Here is a 20,593-nt window from a genome sequence, read left to right as displayed (position 1 = left end):
GAACGAGTCCTACTTCAGCTTGGGAAGCTCCTCGCCGACGTGCTGGCCGAGGAGGGGGAGGTAACCGTCCTTGATGACGATCTCCTGTCCCTCCTTCGAGAGCACGAACGCGAGGAACTCCCGGACGAGCGGCGACAGGGGCTTGCCCGGCGCCTTGTTCACGTAGATGTAGAGGAAGCGTGAAAGCGGATACCTGCCCGAGTAGACGTTCTCGGCGTCGTCCGCGATGTACTCGCCCCCTTCTTTCGCTGCGAGCTTGACCGTCTTGACGTCGGAGGTCTTGTAGCCGACGCCGCTATACCCGATGGCGAACTTGTCGGCGGTGATCCCCTGCACGACCGCCGCCGATCCCGGCTGCTCCTTCACGGTGTCCTTGTAGTCGCCCTTCACGAGCGCGTGCTCCTTGAAGTAACCGTAAGTGCCCGACGCGGAGTTGCGGCCGTAAAGGCTGATCGGCTTCGTGCCCCATTCTCCCGAGAGGCCGACCTGACCCCAGGTGGTGATGTCTTCCGGAGCGCCGCTCTTCCGGGTCTTCGAGAAGATCGCGTCGACCTGAGCCATCGTGAGCTGCTGGAGCGGGTTGTCCTTGTTCACGAACACCCCGATGCCGTCCACAGCGACGCGGACCGGCGTCGGCTTGTAGCCGTACTGCTTCTCGAAGGCGTCCGACTCCTCGGGCTTCATGAGCCGGCTCATCGGACCGAGCTGAGCGGTCCCTGCGATGAGGGCCGGAGGGGCCGTCGTCGAGCCTTTCCCCTCGACCTGGATCTTGACGTTCGGGTACTGCTTCTGGAACGCCTCGGTCCACAGCGTCATCACGTTGTTCAGCGTATCTGAACCGATCGAGTTCAAGTTCCCGGAGACGCCGGTCGTCTTCGTGTACCCCTTGATCGAGGAGTCCACCTTGACCGCTTGCGCCCACGCGCCGGAAAGCGCCAGGAGCGTCGCCGCCAGGACCACGAGCTTCTTCATCCGATTCTCCTTAGAACGCGAGCACGAACTGCGCGCGTACCTGCTTGTCGGTGATGTCCTGCCCGGGGAGCGGCACGAGCCGCTGCGCGGGCGAGAGGGTGGGGGAGACGTTACGAAGCGCCAGGGCCGAGAGCGCCGCGAAGTTCGAGCCGTACTTACACTCGCCCGCGTCGGCCTGGATCTTCATGTTGTGGCCCTTCCAGAAGTAGCCGTACACGATCCGGGCTTCGGTCTGCTTCGCATCGCTCACGGAGTCGTCGGGCTCGACCTGAGCGAAGCGGACAGCGAGCTCCTGCGTCTTGGGCACGACGAAGACACCGAACTGCGCGTGGAAGCCGTTCGCGTTCACGTCGGGGCCGACCGTCGGGTTTGCCTGCTCGTCCTTCTGCCGGAAGTACTCGCCCATGGCGAAGAAGCGCCGGAACTTCCAAGCGACCTCGACGCCGAGCGCGTCCTCGTTGTTGACGTTGGTGAAGACGCCGGCGGTCGCCGTGCCCTTCATCGCCTCACCGGTGCGGCCGGCGATGCCGAAGTGGAGGATGTTGTGATCGGGGTTGTCGACCGCGCCCTCGATGAGCTTGTACTCTCCGAAGGGGTCGTAAACGACGCGCGCCACGTACATGAACGCACGGTCGTCCTGCGGGTTGTTCTGGCCGCCGCCGTTGAACGCGCCGGCCTGGTAGCCGAGCTTGTTCCCGAGGAAGAGGCCCGAGACCATGAAGCCCACGTCACGCGCCGGGTCGAACTTCGCGTCGGCGATCGAGCGATCGACGAACTCCTGGCGAGTGTCGGAGGTGAGCTGCTGGAGCCCGAACGGCACCTTGTACTGGCCGATCCGGAAGCTGGCGCCCGTCCACTTCGTGAACTCGAAGTAGCCGTCGGTGATCCGGCCGTTGTTGATGTTGCTGGTCGCGTTGGTCGTGAGGTTCGCGAGCTCGACCTCGATCTTGTACTTCATCCACGGCTTGAAGACCGAGCCCTGGAGGTACAGCCGCATGCGGGGGATCGAGAAGTTGCCGGTGAGCCCGTCCTCTTTTCCGACCCCGGTTCCCGCCGTGTCGGCGTCGAAGTCTTGCTTGTCGTCCAGGGTGGCCTTGAACTGGCCCCAGGCGCCGATCGTCATCGTGTTGTCGCCCGACTTGAAGGTCACGAAACCCTTCGTCGGGTCCGCGGCGTCGGTCGTCGTTTCCGGCTTGGGCTCATCGGCGGCCAGGACCACCGTGCCCAGGCCCATCGTCAAGATCAATCCTCCGACCCACCGTCTCCTGTCCACGTGGCCTCCGCTTCCCGCCGACTCGCGCCCGAGCACCCCTCTGTGCCTCGGTCGGAGACGACGACGTCATTCAAGAGGTTGACATTTGCCACGGTGTAACAGCGGTGTAAAGGGGGTGTTAATTCAGTTCCAAGCTTAGAAAGTCCACTGGAGCTGGATGACGCCGAGCCAGTTCTTGTCTCCAGTCAACGCCGGAGCGAACTGGGTCGGATCGAAGAAGTCCGCGGTCGGATTCGCGGATTTCACCGCGAAGGCCGACGAGCCAGCCGCGTTCTGCCCGACCTCGAAGTAGGAGACCGACGCCGAGAGCTGAAGCGTGTGCTTGAACATGTAGTACGCGTAATTGAGCGTCGCCTCGGTGCTCCGGTCATCGTTCAGGTCGCGATCGTAGTCGAGCGCGTTGTAACGGAGCGACAGCTCGTGGTTCAGCTTGCTGTCGAGCGCGATCCCCGCCTGAACGGCCCATCCCATCTGATCGCACGAGAACCGGCCTTGGATGAACGCGCCATAGCAGGATGTGGGGAGGTCGAACGACTGGTCGACGCTGTAGCGCCGCGAGTAGTAGTCAAGGAAGAGATTGGCCCGCTGGCGAAAGAAGATCCCGAGGTCGGCCTCGTACCGGGTGTTGCGAATATCGCTCTCCGGGATCACCGGATTCTGGCGCACCGGGGTGTCGGTGGAGCTGTACCAAGCGAGCCCGCCTTGGACGCGGACGCCGTGGGAAGGCGGCTGGTCGACGATGTCCTCGAGGTCGAGGAACGGTCCGGACGTGGTCATCGTGACGCGCGCGGCGTAGCCGAGGGACGTGTCCAAGTTTTGCGCCTGGGCCAATCCCGTGCCGTTGAACACGCCGAGCTTGTACTGGACGCGCTGCGTGTCGGTGCCGCCGTGGAACATCACGCCGCGGTCGCGGCTCGGGGCAAAGAAGTCCGAGACGATCCCGCGCTGGGTCATCTGCAGCTTGTTGTCCGAGACGAGCTCCTGCCTCCCGTAGGGGACCTTGAATTGACCCACGCGGACACGGGCATACGGCTGCGGCGTGAAGTCGACGTACGCGTCCAGGAGCTTCAGCGTTCGGCCGTCCTGATCGGAGGGGCCCGCCGTGATGTCCACGCCGGGGAAATCCGAAGCGCCGCCGACGGTGAAGACCGGCGGGATGAACACGTGCCTGAGGCCTTCGTCGTTGCCGGCGAGATCGACCTCCACCTTGTAGTTGAACCACTTCTTCAGGATCGTCCCGGAGGCGTAGACGCGGGCCTTGCGCATCTGGAACGACGGCTCGGTCCGGCCGAAGTTCTCCACCGAGAACGGCGGGAACGCCTCGCCGGGATTCGAGCGGCGCCAGAGGTACTTGCGCTTGACCACCTGAAATCGGAACTGAGTGTAGAAGCCGAGATTGATGCTCGTGTCGCCGTCGTCCGACGTCACCGTGACGCCCTGGCCTCCCTCGAGCGTCACGTTTGCCGCGTGGGCCGGCGTCAAGATCCCCACACACACGACCGCAGCGAGCGCGGCGCCTGCCAGTCTCATGGAATGGACTCCCCTCATGGATGAAGCGGACGGCGCGGACCGTAACGGCGGCATGTGACGTTTGCGTGACGGCCATGTCGCGAGGCCGCGACGCCGGGAACGGCGACGCGGCGTTCACAGAACGGTCACACAGCCTTCGCACAACGGTCTCGCGGGCCGCGTCTCATTCGCTCGCATGAAAGCAGCAGCAGGGCGGGCGGGTCCGCCAGGCGCACAGTCGAGACGAGAAGTCACGAGACGAGGGAGGAGAATTCCGTGAGGAGATCATTGGGTCTTGGGGCGGCGGCCTTGGCGCTCGCGGCCGTCGCTTGGTCCGGCGACGCGAACGCTCAGGCGTGCGCGAATCCGTGCACCGACGCACAGGTCACGGTCAACTTGGTGTACTTCGGCTCCACGGCGGCAAACCCGTCGATCAATCAGGCGATGAAGAGCCTCTACGGCGATCCGGTCAACACCTGCACTTCCGTCATCAAGGTGTACCGCTGCAAGCGCGACCTCGACGGAAACCCGGGGAACGGTGCCGAGACATGCGTCCGCGCCTTCGTCGGGGACAACCTCGGTTCGTGCGAGGGCGTCAACGCGCTCGACAACAAGCTGAGCAACTTCAACGTGTGCGACCCGAACGCGGCGGGCGCTCCGAGCAGCGGCAGCGGCGGCCTCAAGGCGGCGAATCTCTTGAGCGACGAGATCGGCAATCCGCTCTACGCCAACTTCGCCGGATCCGACGTCTCATACGGCAATTGCGAACCCGTCGTCTCCAATGCACAGATCGGCCGCCCCAACATTTTTGACGACACCGAGACGAACGTCTTCGTGAACGGCTTCGGGTTCATCGTCAACCGCGGCATCGAGCCCCTTGTGAACGCACGGGCGAAGACGGTGCCCGCGAGCGGATGCCCGTATGCGGCGGGAGACTGCGTGAAGCTCGACGGGACCATGAGCATGACTCCGCAGAAGGGCTTCGCCATTTGGGGCGCCAACAACTCGTGTGATTGGCGCTTCTTCAGCAAGGACGTCGACCCGAGCGCCTTCCGGAACATCGGCACCGTCATGCGCAACCGCCTGTCCGGAACCCGCCGCTACTTCAACATCCAGGTCCTCGAGAACTCGGCGCCCGGGCAGGGCGACATGTTCGTCAGCGGCTCCGGCGCCATGGTGACCGCGGTCAACGGCAATCAGTGGTGCGGGACGAACGCCGCGGCGTGCGGCGAGAACCAATCGACCGGCGTGCTCGGCGGCGGAGCGGTCTCGGCCGCGTGCACGGGCACGAATGCGAACACGATTTCCCTCGGCGTCCTGGGAGGCGACCGCTTCACGTCCTTCGATCCCGGCACGCCGGCCGATCCGCACGACGACTGGGCGATCCGGAACAACGCCGCGGACAACTACGACGTCTTGCCGTACGAGGGTACCCACTACAACAAGGCCAACATCCGTTGCGGCCGTTACCAGTATTGGACGGTCGAGCGCGAGTACTACGACAACGATGCGAACATCGCCGTCAACGGACGTCGCGGCTACTTCTTCCCCGCGGGCAGCATCAAGGAGAAGGCGATCCTCGAGCTGTTCTCGCAGCTCACGATCGACGCGTCGACCGATCCGACGCTCGTCCCGCTCACGGACATGTTCTTCTCGCGCGCACGCGACGGCTCCGCGCCGTTCCCGAGCAAGGCGTACGCCACTTTCTGCAACGAGCCATAGAGGGGTCGTGATGAAGCGCATCGCAACGCTGGCGATCCTCGCTGTCGCAGTCGGCGCGGGGACGCCCTCCAGGGCGGTGAATACGTGTTTCACGTACACGCCGGGCCACGTCTACTACGTGGCTTACCAGAACAACCCGCCGGGGCAGGAGTACATCATCGATCTCGGCGACCGGACCACCTTCCTCAACGCAACCACGATGCTCACCCTCCCGGATATTTCGGCGGGTGACTTCTCGACGATCTTTCCTGGAACGACGGCCAATCTCTGGGTCGGCTTCTTCGGGGTCAGCAATCCGTCGACGCGCGACGCGCTCATCTCGACGAACGGTCCCAAGGACGACACGCAGCTCGGTTCCAGCTCGATCATCGGTGCCGCCAACCAGGTCGATTCGTGGGCGACCGGGATCCCTCAGTTCTCGAGCGAGGTCGGCAGCGCGCCGTGCCACCTGAACGCCGCGAGGTTCCCAGGCAACGTGTTCGGTTCCTACCAGCAGTCCTTGAACGGCTCGGGTCAGGGCAGCCTCTCGGGCCAGGTCGTCTGGAACGTGGAGACCCGCCTCTCCAGCTCCACCGGCGTCCGTACGCAGACGGCGAAGATCCACTTCGACAGCGCGGTCAGCAACCCGAGCGGGTCGTCGCGTGGCTACGTGGGCTACTTCGTCGTGTTCACCGACGGGACGGCCGACTTCTGGCCGGATGACGACGGGGACTTCCTCCCCGACGTCGCGCCTGGATCCGATCCGAACGCGGACCTTTGTCCGGGCGTGAACAGCACGAACAACACGGACGCTGACGGCGACCTCCACGCGGCGCCGTGCGACTGCAACGAGGCCGACAACACCGTTTGGGCGATCCCGGCGGAAGTGCAGTTCAGCGGCTTCGCGAGCAACAAATCCGACGAGACCTGGGCGCCGCCCGCGGATCCGGGGTCGACGCACACGGTGTACGACTTGCTCAAAGCGACGTTCGCCGGCACGAACCCCGCCTTCAGCTGCTTCGCGTCGTCGCTCTCGGTGACGACCGCAAGCGATCCGACGACACCGTCCACCGGAGGGCTCTTCCTCTATCTCGTCCGCGCGCGGACGAGCTGCGGGGCGGGGACCGTCGGTCAGGGACATAACGGCCCGGTCCGGAACGTTCCCGCTTCCTGTCCTTAGTCAGGTCCACGGCTCGGTCCGAAAGGTTCGAGAAAGGGCGCCTGGAGAGAACACCCCTCCTCTCCAGGCGCCCTGCCGTGTTTCGCCGTGAGGGGTGAGCTCGGAGGGAGACCTCCGTGAGGGGTGACATGGGAGTTCTTCGGAGACTCGTTCTCTTTGCGGTTCTGTGTCTGCCTGCCTGGCCCGCCCTCGCGGCGGGCGTCGTCGTCAGCGGCGTCGTCGTCGATCAGGACGGACCGGTCATTGGCGCCCTCGTCCAGCTACAGGGCGAAGGAGTGCCGCCGAAAGCCGCGATGACCGGCGCCGACGGGCGCTACACGTTCAAGGACGTCACGGCGGGGAAGTACACGCTCCAGGCCTCGTTCGCGGGGGGCGAGCCGGTCGCCGCGCCGCCGATCATGGTGACCGACGGGAAGGCCGTCGACGTTCCTCCGCTCTCCCTCGTCGTCCAGACGGTCGAGGTCACGGCGAAGGTCGACGAGGTCGAAGTGCAGGGGAACACGACGACCGGCGAGACGTTCCAGTCGAAGAAGCTCGAATACATCCCGACCGCACGGTCGTACACGGATGTGCTCAAGATCGCACCGGGCGTCACCGAAGATACAGGCGGCAATTCCAACGGGGGACCGTCGGGGATCTCCGTATACGGGTCGTCGTCGCTCGAGTCGTCTTACATCATCGACGGCGTCAACACGACCTCGATCGATACCGGGCGCCCCTCCACGAACATCAACTACGACATGATCGACAAGATCGAGATCAAGACGGGCGGGTACAACGCCGAATTCGGCGGCGCGCAGGGAGCCGTCGTCAACGTCAGCACGAAGACCGGCACGAACCTGTTCGCAGGGTCGTTCAACATCTATCTCAGCCCCGACCAGCTCTCGTCTCAGCCGAAGCAGAACGATCTTGGGACGCAGCTTCCCACTCCCGACGGGCGTGAGGTCTCGGGCACGCTCGGCGGCCCCATCGTGAAGGACAAGCTCTGGTTCTTCGCCGCCATCGCCGACCGCACCATCCGCGGGGTTGCGCCGCAGGAGTACCTGAACCTCTTGGACACCCCCGGCCAGCCGGCGACATCGCGGCAGTTCGCGGAGGACACGGACCGCAGCGCGATGTACTCCTTGAAGACCACCTGGCAGGTGACTGCGAACAACCGTTTGACCGCCAACTACTTCTCCGACCCCCGCGTGGCGAACTACCGCGACGAGCTGGGCGGCTACGGCGGCGACTACGAGCTCACGACGGGAGGGACGACCGCGGCGCTCGATTTCACTTCGGTCCTCGGCAAGCGTTGGGTCTTCGACGCCTCCGCCGGTCTCCACACGGAGAATGCCGACACGCTGCCGACACTCGACAGGCGCGAGAGCAACCCCATCGGAGAGAACCGCCGCCTCTCGTATCAGTCGATCCGCGTCAAGATCGCTTCGACGGACCCCGAGACGGGGAGCTCCGGCGGCGCCAACGACGTGAGCCTCAAGGTCGGCCCGTACGCCTACTCGGGAGACACGTCGGGCGACCGTCAGTTCATCAAGGCCAGCATCGAGGGCTCGTACCTCAAACACACGCCGAAGTTCGGCGTCGAGTTCGAGCCGTCCTCCTTCGATCAGGACCTGAAGTACGGCTGGGGTACCGGCATCTCCCTCGAGTGGGCCGACGCGACTCAACCCAATGCGCTGCAGCAGGAGCAGCAGGTGGGGATCCGGCGCTGCTGGGGCGACGGGCACGGTGCGTGCCTCGATTGGAACCACCAGATCCACGCGCAGGCGTCGACCGATTCCATGCGGGCCTTCGTCCAGGATCAGTGGAAGCCGACCGCCGATCTGACCGTCAACTACGGGCTCCGCTGGGAGTCGCAATCGGTCAAGGACTCGGACGGCAACGTGCTCGTCAAGATGGACAAGAACTTCGCGCCGCGCCTCGGGTTCACTTGGGACGTCCTCGGCGGCGGCCGCTCCAAGCTCTACATGAGCGCCGGGCGCTATTACGACACCGTGCCTCTCCAGGTCATGAGCCGCGCCTTCGCGCCGCGCCAGACGATGACGCGCCTCTACCGCACACGGAACTGGAGCTACCTCGACTTCATCAACAGCTTCAACGTCGGTCCCGAGCAGACCGGCTATGGCCTCTGTGCCACGAACACGCCGGGGGACGACTACAACACGCCGACCTGCTGGGACTTCGAAAGTTACGACCTCATCACGAACCCCTATCAAACGACCGGCTTCGTCGACAAGGTCTACTCGCCGAACGGGCTCCTGAATTCCGGGAACCCCCGCGGCCTCTTCGTGCCGGACGTCATCGTGACCTCGGGGTCGCTTTACCGCTCGCCGATCGTGAACGACCTCAAGGGCTCGTCGACGGACGAAGTCATGGCAGGGTTCGACTGGACGTTCAAGCAGTCATGGACCGCGGGCGTGCGCATCATCGGGCGCAAATTGAACGACGCCATCGAGGACATCAGCCTCGACCTCGGCCGCACGTTCATCATCGCGAATCCGGGCGGGCCGTATCACTTCTACATCGACCCGAACAATCCGGACATGTACAACCCGAACTACGATCCGACGAGCACCGACTACTCCGCGCGCGCGGGTCTGGGCCAGATGTACGGTTGCTCCGCCGGCACGATCTGCACGGTCACGCCCCAGGAAATGAAGTCGATGGGTCTCGGAGCCGTTCCCTCTGCGCAGCGGACTTTCCGCGGCCTCGAGTTCACGCTCGCCAAACAGCTCACCGACAAGTTCTGGTTCAACTTCTCCTACCTGCACTCGAAGACCGTCGGCAACTACCGCGGCCGATACTTCGTCGAAACCGAGGAGCGCGATCCCAACCAGACGGAGGCGTTCGACGTCCCCGCCCTCGCTGTGAACACCTACGGCCGCCTTCCGCAAGATCGTCCCGAGCAGGTCAAGATGTACGGGAGCTATCGCGTCTCCGAGGACATCACACTCTCAGGCACGCTCCGCTACTCCTCGGGAACGCCGCTCGACGCGACCACCGATCCTCTCGGCGGCTCGACTCCCTTTCTTGGGCCGATTTACCTCATGCCCCGCGGGTCTGCCGGCCGGACGCCGGGCCTCACGAACTTCGACATGGGGTTCGCTTACGACATCCGCGACTCCGCGCGCCTCAAGCTCACGCTGACGATGGACGTCTTCAACGTGCTCAACGAGCAGAATGCAGTCAAGGTCGATTCTCAGTTCCTCGCCGCCGGGATGTGGAAGGGCGCGTTCTACGACCCCAACCTCGGCTTCTTCTTCCAGCAGGAGGGGCGCGGCGAGCCGTTCGACGGCTACATCGACGGGAAGTTCGGAAACGGCGACGGCATCGTGACACCCGACGAGTGGAACCGGTGGGCGGGATCGTTCGAGGGTCGCTTCCACTCGCTTCAAGCCCTCTACACCTTCCTTCGGACGGAGACGGTTCCCGTCCTCATCGACGGGGTCGTGCGCGACGTTCCTGCCTACCCGGGGTTCTCGAACTGCCCGGCGCAACTCCCCTCGGATTACTCGCTCTGCGGCGGCTTGAACGCACGCTTCGGCCAGTCGACCCAGCTCGAAGCGCCGCGCTCGATCCGTCTCGGCGTCCGGCTTGCGTTCTAGGAGGCACGCGGTGATCGTTTTCGCCACTCTCGTCAGCGCGATGTTCTTCGCCGTCGCGAGCGATGTCCCCGGGCCGGATCACGGCCGTACCGACCGAAATCCGGCGCCGCGAGGAGAGCCGGGGATCGAAGCTCCTCTCGTCTCCGTCGACCGGTTCTCCGACGCGGCCGGAACACAATTCCGCCGCAGCGCCGACCCGTCGCTCCCCGGACCGAACGTCCCTTTGTCCCTCGACGACCCGCGGTTCCGCCTCGAGGTGGAAGGTCCCGACGGGAGAAAGGCGTACTGCTACCGGCTGGATTCCCGACCGGCGAAGCCGAATCGCCTCTACGTGTTCTACGACAGCGCGAACAACTACCGGCTCGGCCAGTACCCGGTCATCGACTCGATCCCGGGCGATCCCGGCTACTCCGATCTCTGGGACATCTGGAAGGTTTACACACCCGACGTGTTCTACGAGACCAACTGGTTGCGCGACGCGAAGGTGCTCGAAGAGTTCCTGGCCGACAAGAAGAACGGATTCACCGCCGAGTCGACCGGCATCTACTTGAACGCTCCGATCGTCCCCGAGGGGACGACGGCGAGCCTCAAGGCGGAAGGCCGGACCGGTGGAGCCACGCAGCGCTACTTCGCTTGGTACCGGGGCAAGCGGGCGGCCTACCTCTACTTCGAGGGAAGCCTCAGGCTCGACGAGAACGGGATGATTCCCATCGGAGAAGTCGTCCTCCAGAACGGGAAGGCACGGGCCAAGGCGTGGCCGAAGGGTGCCGGGTACTCGCCCCTGGTCCGCGTCGTCGACGGCGCGGGCAAGGTGCTGATCCCGATGATGAATTGTCCCATTGTTGGCACAGGAAACCTTGCCCAGCCGTGATAAGGGGCCTAGATTGGGGTTTGCCCTCGAGCGGCATCCGCGCCGCCCGCCGGGCGAGGCCGGATGCGAGTTTGGGGATCAGTTGCGATCGTCGTTGCGCTGACCGCCGCCCCAGCCTACGCCCGCCACGACGTACCGCGAGATCTCGACGTCATCAATCCCATCTTCGATGAGTCGCTGCGCGCGACCGGCCTCTTGGACACGCATCAGCGCGCCGACGCGATCGATCGCTTCGACGACCTCGCCCGCAGGCTCGCCTCTTCCGTCGGAACCAGCGGCTCCCTGGAGCGCCGCGCCAAGCGTCTTCACGAGCGTCTCCACTCGGATACGTTCAAGCTCTACCGCATCGAGGCGGACAGCCCTCTGACCGTTCTCACGACCGGCGAGTACAACTGCGTCTCCGCTTCCCTCGTGGAAGGGCTCCTCGGACGCGCGCTCGGTCTCGACACCTGGTTCGTCGCCGGCCCGCAGCACGTCTTCCTCCGCGTCGAGCTGCCCGAAGGGCGCTCGGTCGACATCGAGACCACGGCGCCCGACGGATTCGATGCCCGGAAGAACGCCGGGCGCGCGGGGCGGCTCCTCCTCGCCTACAAGCTCGCCACCCCGGAGGAGATCTCGGCGCGGGGTTCGCGGGCGATCGTCGATCTCTACCGCGGTGTCGGCGAGCCGATCCCGCTCGAGCACGCACCGGCCTTCGTCTGGCACAACTCGGGAAAGCGGGCCCTCGAGCACGGGGACGCCGTGAGCGCCGCGGTCTTCTTCCGTGAAGCCGCCGCGCTGCACCCGGCCGTCTCCATGGGCCTCGAAGGCACCGAGACCGCGCTCGCGCAGGCGTTCCGGATCGCCTACGACGGCGGCCGGTTCGAGGAGGCCTACGACATCGCCGCCATGGGAATCGCGATCGTGCCCGACCACGTTTCCGGCCGCGACCGGCTGATCGCGGCCGGCGTCCAGAGGATCGAGGCGGCGGCGGACGCCGGCGACCCCGAGCTGGCCGACGCGGTCCTTCAAGACGTGCGCCGGCTGACCGGCGACCGGGCCGAGCGATTCGAGCGCGGGGCGATTCCGGTCATCATCGCTTGCGCGCTCCGGGTCGGGGACTGGCCGACCGCGGGGCGGCTCGCCGACCGTTACGCCACGGTCGAGCCCGACCCGGTCGAGTCGGCGCGCCTCCAGCGCTGGGTCGCGTTGCGCTCCGGTTCCAAGCCTTAAGTTACAGCGACTTTACGTCCGCGTAACTCCGTCAGGACTCGCTGACGGTACCGTCCTCCGTGTGATGCACCGGATACTCGTCGTCGAGGACGAAACCGACATCGCGGAGCTCCTCCGCCACGTCTTCACACGCGAAGGCTTCATCGTCGGCGTCGCCAAGGACGGGCTCATGGCGCTCGAGGCGGCGCGCCAGGAGAAGCCCGACCTCGTCGTCCTCGACTGGATGCTCCCGGAGCTCTCCGGCATCGACGTCCTGAAGGAGCTACGCGGACGCGCGGAGACTCGCACGGTTCCGATCATCCTCCTCACCGCCCGCCGCGAGGAGATCGACCGTGTGCTCGGGCTCGAGCTGGGTGCCGACGACTACGTCACCAAGCCGTTCTCCTCGCGCGAGCTGGTGCTCCGGATCCGGGGACTCCTCAAGCGCAATGAGGTGCGGCCCGAAGCCGAGGTCAATCCCGTTCGCGCGGGGCCGATCGAGATCCAGCCCGCCGATCACCGCGCGCTCGTCGACGGGAAAGCGCTCGTCCTGACCGTGACGGAGTTCCGCCTCCTCGAGGACCTCGTCCGCGCCCGCGGCCGGATACGGACGCGCGAGACGCTCCTCTCGGAGGTGTGGGGCTACGACTCCGAGGTTCTCTCGCGCACTGTCGATACGCACGTTCGTCGATTGCGAACCAAGCTCGGCCCCGCCGCCGACTGGCTGGTCACCGTGCGCGGCGTCGGGTACAGGATCCAGGATCCCGCCGTTCAGGCTTAGGGCTTCGTCGCGCGAATGAAAGCGCTGATGAATTTCCCGTCGACCTCCGGAGCGATGGCAGCGACGTCGATCCCCTCGGCGGCCAGGAACTCCTTCGCATCGTTCACGTCGTAGACGCGGGTCGCCTCGACCGAGACGTCGGTGAATCCCGCACGCGTCAGCTTCGCCTTGTATTCGATCTCCTCGAGCGCTCCGGCGATGCACCCGGCCCACAGCTCCACACTCTTGCGGATAGGCTCGGGGACGTCCTCGCCGCGAACGACGACGTCGGACACTGCGAAGCGGCCGCCCGGGCGGAGGACACGGAACGCCTCCGCCAGCACGCGATCCTTGTCGCCGGAGAGGTTGATGACGCAATTCGAGATCACGACGTCGACCGAGTGGTCGGGGAGGGGAATCTCTTCGATGTGGCCCTTGAGGAATTCGACGTTCGCGACTCCGGCCTCGGCCTTGTTCGCGTTGGCGAGGGCGAGCATCTCGTCGGTCATGTCGAGGCCGTAGGCCTTACCGGCCGGGCCGACGCGCTTGGCCGAGAGGATGACGTCAATGCCGCCTCCCGAGCCGAGGTCGAGGACGACCTCGCCCGGCGAAAGCTCAGCGAGGGCCGTCGGGTTCCCGCAGCCGAGCGAAGCGCGGAGTGCCGCGTCGGGCAGCTCGGCCTTCTCGCCGTCGGCGTAGAGGCCGACGCTTATCGGATCGGTCGATTCCGGGCCGCAGCTTCCTCCACAGCACGACGTGGCCTTCCCCGCGACGGCGCGGCGGGCGGCCTCGGCGTAATGATCGCGAACCGATTCTCTCAAGTTGTCCTGGCTCATGATCTCCTCCGCTTCGTTTCGGGACTGCAGATGTCGACGATGACGGCCGCGTCGACCGTCTTCGTGCGGGAGCAGCACTCGGCGAACAGGAATTTCAGCAAGTCCTCGAGCGCGTCGGCGTTGGCCGTGTACCGGAGAAACGTCGCCTCGCGGTTCACCACGACGAGCCCCTCATTCTTGAGGCGTTCGAGATGGTGGGAGAGGGTCGACGGCGCGATGCCGAGCTCGGACTGGATCTCGCCCACGACGAGCCCCTCGGGGTGGGCCGAAAGGAGGAGGCGCACGATCTTGAGGCGGCTCTCGTTCCCGAGGGCGCCGAACATCTCCGCGAACCGATCGATGGCCTGCATACTTCGATAATAGTAGAATTATCGAAACGCGCAACGAGAAAGGATGGACGATGCCGACCGAAACGGTCCTGTTCCTGTGCACCGGCAACTCGGCGAGAAGCCAGATGGCCGAGGGGCTCCTTCGCGCGAAGGCGGGAGACCGGTTCGACGTGCGGAGCGCCGGAACCGAGCCGGCCGCCGGTCTCCATCCCCTCGCGGTGCGCGCGATGGCCGAGATCGGGATCGAGATCTCCCGGCAGCGGCCCAAGACCGTCGCCGAAGCCCTCGCGGGGACGGACGGTCACCACCTGATCGTCGTCTGCGACGGCGCCAGCCGCGCGTGCCCGACGGGATTCCACGGCGGGATCACACGCTCGTTCTGGCCGATCGAGGATCCCGCTCGGGAGGCGAGCCTCGAGCGATTTCGCGAGGCCAGGGATCGGCTCTCGGCGCTGATCGAGGCTTGGATGGATGAGAGAATGCGCGCGCCATGATGCGCATCGCCGCCATCGACGTCGGGAGCAACTCGATCCACATGGTCGTCGCCGAGGCGCGGCCGGACGGGCACTACGTCGTTCTCGACCGCGGGAAGGAGATGGTCCGACTCGGCGAGCGATCGCTCACGACCGGCCGTCTGACGAAGCCGGCGATGGACCGCGGTATCAAGACGCTGGCGCGCTTCAAGGCGTTGGCACTCCGGCACGGGGTCAACCGGTTCCGGGCGGTCGCGACGAGCGCGGTCCGCGAGGCGGGGAACGGCGGCGAGTTCATCCAGCGGATCTACGACGAGGTCGGCCTCAGGGTCCGCGTCATCCCCGGGATCGAAGAGGCACGGCTCATCTATCTCGGCGTCGCGCAGGTCGTCGACCTCGGCGGGCCGCCGAGCGTGATCCTCGACATCGGCGGTGGCAGCGTCGAGGTCGTCCTCATCGAAAAGGGGCGCGCGACCGAGCTGCACAGCCTGAAGCTCGGCGTCTCCCGCATGACCGAGGAGTTCTTCGAGAACGATCCGCCGCGCTCACGGGAGATCTCGAAGCTCGAGAAGTACCTGCGGGCCGAGCTCGAGCCGGCGCTCGCGGGCGCGATCCGGCGGAAGGCGCGCCGCGTGGTCGGGACGTCGGGCACGCTGCAGACCCTGGTCTCGATGGCGGCGCACCGCCTCGGCGTCCACCCGGGGACGCAGATCCACGGACTCGAGGTGCCGGCGGAGGAGGTCTCGAAGCTCCGTCGCGGCCTCGTCCGCGCCGACCGCGAGGCGCGCCTCGCGATGCGCGGGATGGATCCGAAGCGGGTCGACCTCGTCGTCGCCGGGGCGGTCCTCACCGACATCGTGCTTCGCCGGCTCGAGGCGTCGAGGCTCCAGGCCTGCACCTGGGCGCTTCGTGAAGGGCTTCTCCAGGACTACATCGCCGGGCACACGAAGGGGATCGAGGAATCGGCCCGCTTCGGCGACGTGAGGCGGAGGAGCGTCGTCCGGCTCATGCGGCGCTTCGGCTCGACGCCGGGCCACAGCGAGCACGTCGCCCGTCTGGCGCTCCGCCTCTTCGACCAGCTCCGCGGCCGCCTCAAGCTCAGGGCCGAGTGCCGTGGCTGGCTCGAGGCGGCCGCCCTCCTTCACGACGTCGGCCACCTCATCGACCACGAGGAGCATCACCGCCACTCCTACTACCTGATCGTGAACTCCCAGCTCTTCGGGTTCCGGCCCGATGAGATCGAGGCGATCGGACAGATCGCGATGCACCATCACCGGAAAGGAGTGCCGAAGCCCGGCGAAGGGGGGAGCACCCTGCTCGCGCCCGAGACCTGGCGTCAGGTGAAGGCCTGCGCCGCGATTCTCCGCCTCGCCGAGGGGCTCGATCGCAGCCACTACGCGGTCGTCCGCGACGTGAAGGTGCGAGGGAAGGGCCGCCGCGTGGCGATCGAGCTTCAGACCTCGGGGCCCGAGGCATCTCTCGAAGTGTGGGAGGCCAAGAGGCGAACGGAGCTCCTGGAGAAGCTTCTCTCCGCCGAGATCGCGCTACGGATGAGGGCGCCGTCGCGTGCGTCGCGAAAGAAGGCGAGGAAAAAAAAGAGGGGACGCCGTCGACCGGCGTCCCCCTGATATCTCTTGCGTGATTGATACCGCTGGGGCCGTTACTTCTTGGCGGCCTTCTTCTTCGCGGTCTTCTTGGCAGCCTTCTTCTTCGTCGCCATGTGTCTCTCACCTCCCTTCGCAGATCGTCATCACGATCGTCGCTTGGAGCACGTCATCGAATATGAGAGGAGCGTGAAAGGGTGTCAAGAGAGTTTTTCGAATCGAGAGCGTCGTCGACGATCGTCGACGCGAGCGATCAGGCGCGCCTTGCGACCGCGCGCGCCTTCAAGAACCAAGCCTGCGCGCTCAAGCGAGGCGCGTCTTGCGAAGGGGCGATGCGCGTGTAGGTCCCATCGGCATTCATCGCGCGCGCCTTCACGTTGTCGGCGAGATACGCGGCGAGGATCTCTTCACGGAGGACGTTGACGAGGCGAGGATCGGCGACCGGGAACATCGCCTCGACGCGGCCGTTCAAGTTCCGCGGCATGAGGTCGGCGCTGCCGAGGTAGACGTCCTCGTCGCCGCCGTTCCTGAAGTAGAAGACGCGGCTGTGCTCGAGGAATCGGCCCAGGATGGAGACGACCCGGATGTTGTCGCTGACTCCGGGAACTCCCGGCTTGAGGCAGCAGATTCCCCTGACGACGAGATCGACCTTCACGCCGGCCTGGGAGGCCTGATAGAGCAGGCGGATCATCCTCCGGTCGGCCAAGGCGTTCATCTTCATGATGATGTGGCCCTGCCGGCCGGCGGCCTGGTGCTCGATCTCGCGCTCGATGAGGCGCTCGAGCGTCTGCCGGAGGCCGATCGGGGCGACCGCGAGCTTGTGGTAGTCGATCTTGGCCGAATAGCCGGTCAGGTAGTTGAAGAGGTCGCTCGCATCGGCCCCGATCGCGTCGTCGCACGTGATGAGGCCGAGGTCGGTGTACTGCTGTGCGGTGACCGCGTTGTAGTTCCCGGTCGAGAGGTGGGTATAGCGGCGGATCCGGTCCCCCTCGCGCCGGATGACGAGGGCGATCTTGGCGTGGGTCTTGAGGCCGAGGAGCCCGTAGACGACGTGGACGCCCTCGTGTTCGAGGGCCCGCGCCCACTCGATGTTCCTCGCCTCGTCGAACCTGGCCTTCAGCTCGACGAGCACGGCGACCTGCTTCCCTTCTTCACGGGCGGCGAGGAGCGCGTCGACGACCGGCGCGTTCCGTCCGATCCGGTAGAGCGTCATCTTGATCGCGAGGACGTCGGGGTCGGCCGCGGCGGCGCGGAGGAAGTGGATCACCGGCGTGAACGAGTCGTACGGGTGGTGGAGGAGGACGTCGCCCTGCCTCACGACCGCGAACGGGTCGGCGTGGCTCCCCTCGAACGAGCGGGGGAGCGCCGGCTGGAACGGAGGCTCCTTGAGGTCGGGGCGGTCGAGGTTGAAGAGGCCGCCGAGCGCGATGAGCGCCAGTGGGCCGTCGGCCAGCTCGACGTCGGCGTGATCGGCCTCGAGGTTCACGAGCAGGTCGTCCAGGATGCGGAGAGGCATCGTCGGCGCGACGGTGATCCGGGTCACGAAGCCGAACTGCCTCTGCCGGACGCTCTCCTCGATCGTCTCGAGGAGGTCGCCGGCCTCGAGCTCCTGGATGACGAGATCGGCGTTCCGGGTCACGCGGAACGCGTGGACGTCGAGGATCTGCATCCCGGGAAAGAGCGCGTCGAGGTTCGCCGCGATGAGTTGCTCCAGGGAGACGAACCAGGAGTCGGCGGCGGTCCCGAGCCCGGGGATCGGCACGAGCTGCGAGAGGGTCGCCGGCACCTTGACCCGGGCGAACTGCTCGCGGCCGGCGACGTCGCGGACGACGACCGCCAGGTTCACGCTCAGGTTCGAGATGTGCGGGAACGGCCGCGAGGGATCGACCGCGAGCGGCGTGAGAACCGGGAAGACCGACTCCTCGAAGTAGGTCCGGAGCCGCAGGCGGGCCTCGATGGGGATCTCGTCGTAGGCGAGGACGCGGATCCCTTCCTTCGCGAGCAGCGGGACGAGCTGCTGACGCCAGACCGAGCGGGCCTCGGTCTTGATCTCGTTGGCGAGGGCACGGGCCGCGGCGAGCTGCTCGGACGGCGTCATCCCATCGGGCCCGGATTCGACGACGCCGGCGGCGACCTGCTGTTTGAGGCCGGCCATCCGGATCATGAAGAACTCGTCCATGTTCGAGCCGAGGATCGACAGGAATCGGACGCGCTCGAGCAGGGGCACGGACGGGTCCTGGGCCTCCTCGAGAACGCGGCGCTGGAACTGCAGAAGGGACAGCTCGCGGTTGACGTAGAGCTGCGGGCTGTCCAGGTCCAGATCCGCGGCGGCACGCCGCGTCTGGTCGTCGATCTCGGCCATTCGGTCCTCTTAATCGGGAAACCGTGCTGGGAGAGAATAAGCCCCAGGCCGGGTCGTGACAATCCGACAATCAGGTGACGGAGATCCGCCGGCGCGGCCTGCGGCGCTTGCTCGCGATCTCCAGGCCAAAAGACTGGATCTTTCGCTGAAGTGTCCGGACGCCGATCCCGAGCATCGCGGCGCTGTGAGTCCGGTTGCCTCCGGTCTGCTCGAGGGTCGCCCGGATGAGGTCGCGCTCCATGTCTTCCAGCTTGGTTCCCGCGGCGACCACGGGGCGGGCCGGGGCCGCGCGCTCCCGCAGGACCGAGGGCGGGAGATCTTCGGGGAGGATCCGGTCTCCCGGGCTGGAGACGAGCACGCTCTCGAGGATGTTCTTCAGCTCGCGGACGTTGCCCGGCCACTGGTAACCCGAGAGCGCCTCGAGCGCCTCGGGCGAGATCGACTTCCGCGGCACCGCATTCGCGCGTGCCAGCTCGTCGAGGAACGCCTCGACGAGGGTCGGGATATCGCTCCTGCGGTCACGCAGTGGCGGCACCTGGATCGTGACGACCTTGAGGCGGTAGTAGAGATCGCGGCGGAACGCGCCGCTCTCGACCATCGCCTCGAGGTCGGCGTTCGTCGCCGCGATGACCCGCACGTCGACGCGGACGTGACGGTCGCCGCCGATCCGCATGAACTCCTTCTCCTCGAGCACGCGGAGGAGCTTCGCCTGAGTCGAGAGGTCGGTCTCCCCGATCTCGTCGAGAAAGAGGGTGCCGCGATGCGCCGTCTCGAACTTCCCGCGGGTTCTCACGTGGGCGCCCGTGAACGAGCCCTTCTCATGGCCGAAAAGCTCCGATTCGATGAGCCCCGCCGGGATCGCGGCGCAGTTGATCGCGAGGAACGGGAAATCCCGCCGCGGCGAGTTGAAGTGGATCGCGCGCGCGACCAGCTCCTTGCCCACGCCGCTCTCGCCGAAGACGAGCACGGTGGCGCGGAGCGGTGCCACGCGCAGGATGCGATCGAGGACCGCGCCCATCGCGGGCGACCGGCTCACCAGGTTCTTGACCCCGTAGTTCTTCGAGACCTCGTGCTGCAGAAGGGCGAGGCGCGAGTCGAGGTCGTGACGCTCGAGAAGGCGGACGAGGCGCGCTCGCAGCTCGAAGGCATCGGCGGGACGGACGACGTAGTCGTCGGCGCCTTCGCGAAGGAGCCTCACCGCCTCGGCGATGCGGACCGCGTCGACGAGGAGAAGGATCGGGGTCGCACGCGCGATCTCGCGAAACGCTTCGAGCAGTCGCTCGCGCTCGGCGCGATCGAGATCGATGAGCACGGCGTCGTGGAGGCGCCGCTCGAGCAGCTCCAAGGCCTGACGCGCGCTCACGGCGAGGGTGGCGGTGAACCCGGCGCGGGAGAGGATCCCTCGCACACGTTCCGCATGGTCCCGGTCGGGCTCGAGCACGAGGATGCGCTTGCCGTCCGGACCGAGCCCGCTCACGTCGCGATTATAGAGAAGAAGGACGGAATCCGGCCAAGCTGACGGAGTGAAGCGTGAGACTCAGCCAATGTGACCGCGAGCACGCGACAGCCTCGGTCGATTTCCTAGCAGCGGCGCGACGGCAGCCTGGTATAGGCCTTGTATCTATTCGGGATGTGAGCATCAAGAAGAGGGGGGTCGTGGTGAAGAAGAAGCCAGCGAAAGCAGAGCCCAAAGTCCACGTCATCAACTTCAGCTTCGGATCTCACACCTACCAGATCGACCCCTCGCGCCACAAGGTCTACCGCCGTTTCGTCGAGATCGAGACGTCGAAGGCCGCGACGATCTACTCGACCTGGCGCGCCACGAACGCCTGAAAAAAACCGTCTACTCACTGTCGACTTCCGGGAAGAGTGCCCATCCGGGGAAGCGACCGGTCCTGTGGGGGGAGACGAGACGCCTCCCCGGGGG

The 20,593-nt window shown here is 66.1% G+C and carries 16 protein-coding genes; 9 read left to right on the top strand and 7 right to left on the bottom strand.

The window, feature by feature from the left end; all coding sequences use genetic code 11:
* Positions 1 to 9 precede the first annotated feature (9 nt).
* From VFV19_19895 to VFV19_19885, 3 genes are all read right to left on the bottom strand, one after another.
* Positions 10 to 972, bottom strand: a complete 963-nt coding sequence (locus VFV19_19895) for a phosphate ABC transporter substrate-binding protein PstS family protein (GenBank protein HEX4826569.1) — start codon at positions 970 to 972, stop codon at positions 10 to 12.
* Positions 973 to 982: 10 nt separating this feature from the next.
* Complete coding sequence (locus VFV19_19890; GenBank protein HEX4826568.1) at positions 983 to 2,245, bottom strand: porin; 1,263 nt, start codon at positions 2,243 to 2,245, stop codon at positions 983 to 985.
* A gap of 135 nt (positions 2,246 to 2,380) precedes the next feature.
* Positions 2,381 to 3,775: a porin gene (locus tag VFV19_19885; protein HEX4826567.1), complete on the bottom strand. Its 1,395-nt coding sequence runs from the start codon at positions 3,773 to 3,775 to the stop codon at positions 2,381 to 2,383.
* Positions 3,776 to 4,030: 255 nt separating this feature from the next.
* Here VFV19_19885 and VFV19_19880 point away from each other — a divergent pair, with 255 nt between their 5' ends.
* The 6 genes from VFV19_19880 to VFV19_19855 all read left to right on the top strand — a co-directional run bounded on the left by VFV19_19880 (position 4,031) and on the right by VFV19_19855 (position 13,083).
* Positions 4,031 to 5,476, top strand: coding sequence for a hypothetical protein (locus VFV19_19880; GenBank protein HEX4826566.1), 1,446 nt, complete (start codon positions 4,031 to 4,033; stop codon positions 5,474 to 5,476).
* Between the two features lie 10 nt (positions 5,477 to 5,486).
* Positions 5,487 to 6,635, top strand: coding sequence for a hypothetical protein (locus tag VFV19_19875; GenBank protein ID HEX4826565.1), 1,149 nt, complete (start codon positions 5,487 to 5,489; stop codon positions 6,633 to 6,635).
* Positions 6,636 to 6,763: 128 nt separating this feature from the next.
* Positions 6,764 to 10,240, top strand: a complete 3,477-nt coding sequence (locus tag VFV19_19870; protein HEX4826564.1) for a carboxypeptidase regulatory-like domain-containing protein — start codon at positions 6,764 to 6,766, stop codon at positions 10,238 to 10,240.
* Between the two features lie 10 nt (positions 10,241 to 10,250).
* A complete protein-coding gene (locus VFV19_19865) occupies positions 10,251 to 11,111 on the top strand; it encodes a hypothetical protein (protein HEX4826563.1) in 861 nt (286 codons plus the stop codon).
* Positions 11,112 to 11,174: 63 nt separating this feature from the next.
* Positions 11,175 to 12,323, top strand: coding sequence for a hypothetical protein (locus tag VFV19_19860; protein ID HEX4826562.1), 1,149 nt, complete (start codon positions 11,175 to 11,177; stop codon positions 12,321 to 12,323).
* Positions 12,324 to 12,387: 64 nt separating this feature from the next.
* Complete coding sequence (locus VFV19_19855) at positions 12,388 to 13,083, top strand: response regulator (protein HEX4826561.1); 696 nt, start codon at positions 12,388 to 12,390, stop codon at positions 13,081 to 13,083.
* Here the strand turns inward: VFV19_19855 and VFV19_19850 are convergent.
* Together VFV19_19850 and VFV19_19845 are read right to left on the bottom strand one after the other, a co-directional pair.
* The gene (locus VFV19_19850) at positions 13,080 to 13,898 is read right to left on the bottom strand and encodes an arsenite methyltransferase (GenBank protein HEX4826560.1); all 819 of its coding nucleotides are present in this window, start codon (positions 13,896 to 13,898) and stop codon (positions 13,080 to 13,082) included. The two genes, VFV19_19855 and VFV19_19850, sit on opposite strands and share 4 nt — an antisense overlap.
* Positions 13,895 to 14,248 carry a metalloregulator ArsR/SmtB family transcription factor gene (locus VFV19_19845; GenBank protein ID HEX4826559.1) on the bottom strand — a complete coding sequence of 118 codons (354 nt, stop codon included), beginning with the start codon at positions 14,246 to 14,248 and terminating at the stop codon, positions 13,895 to 13,897. Before VFV19_19845 ends, VFV19_19850 begins: the two co-directional genes overlap by 4 nt.
* Positions 14,249 to 14,298: 50 nt before the next feature.
* Between VFV19_19845 and VFV19_19840 the strand changes: the two genes are divergently transcribed.
* Positions 14,299 to 14,721 carry an arsenate reductase ArsC gene (locus VFV19_19840; protein HEX4826558.1) on the top strand — a complete coding sequence of 141 codons (423 nt, stop codon included), beginning with the start codon at positions 14,299 to 14,301 and terminating at the stop codon, positions 14,719 to 14,721.
* Positions 14,718 to 16,328, top strand: a complete 1,611-nt coding sequence (locus VFV19_19835) for a Ppx/GppA phosphatase family protein (GenBank protein HEX4826557.1) — start codon at positions 14,718 to 14,720, stop codon at positions 16,326 to 16,328. Before VFV19_19840 ends, VFV19_19835 begins: the two co-directional genes overlap by 4 nt.
* 229 nt (positions 16,329 to 16,557) lie before the next feature.
* On the opposite strand, the gene ppk1 is transcribed toward VFV19_19835, so the two are convergent.
* Positions 16,558 to 18,666 carry a polyphosphate kinase 1 gene (gene ppk1, locus VFV19_19830; GenBank protein ID HEX4826556.1) on the bottom strand — a complete coding sequence of 703 codons (2,109 nt, stop codon included), beginning with the start codon at positions 18,664 to 18,666 and terminating at the stop codon, positions 16,558 to 16,560.
* 70 nt (positions 18,667 to 18,736) lie between these two features.
* Complete coding sequence (locus VFV19_19825; protein HEX4826555.1) at positions 18,737 to 20,143, bottom strand: sigma-54 dependent transcriptional regulator; 1,407 nt, start codon at positions 20,141 to 20,143, stop codon at positions 18,737 to 18,739.
* Positions 20,144 to 20,325: 182 nt separating this feature from the next.
* Here VFV19_19825 and VFV19_19820 point away from each other — a divergent pair, with 182 nt between their 5' ends.
* Positions 20,326 to 20,499 (top strand): hypothetical protein, encoded by a 174-nt coding sequence (locus tag VFV19_19820; GenBank protein HEX4826554.1) that lies wholly within the window; start codon positions 20,326 to 20,328, stop codon positions 20,497 to 20,499.
* Positions 20,500 to 20,593 lie beyond the last annotated feature (94 nt).

This window comes from Candidatus Polarisedimenticolaceae bacterium (assembly GCA_036275915.1).
In the GTDB taxonomy this organism is placed as follows: domain Bacteria; phylum Acidobacteriota; class Polarisedimenticolia; order Polarisedimenticolales; family DASRJG01; genus DASRJG01.
Note: the sequence above shows the minus strand (reverse complement) of the source record. Positions and strands in the feature narration are given on the sequence as shown.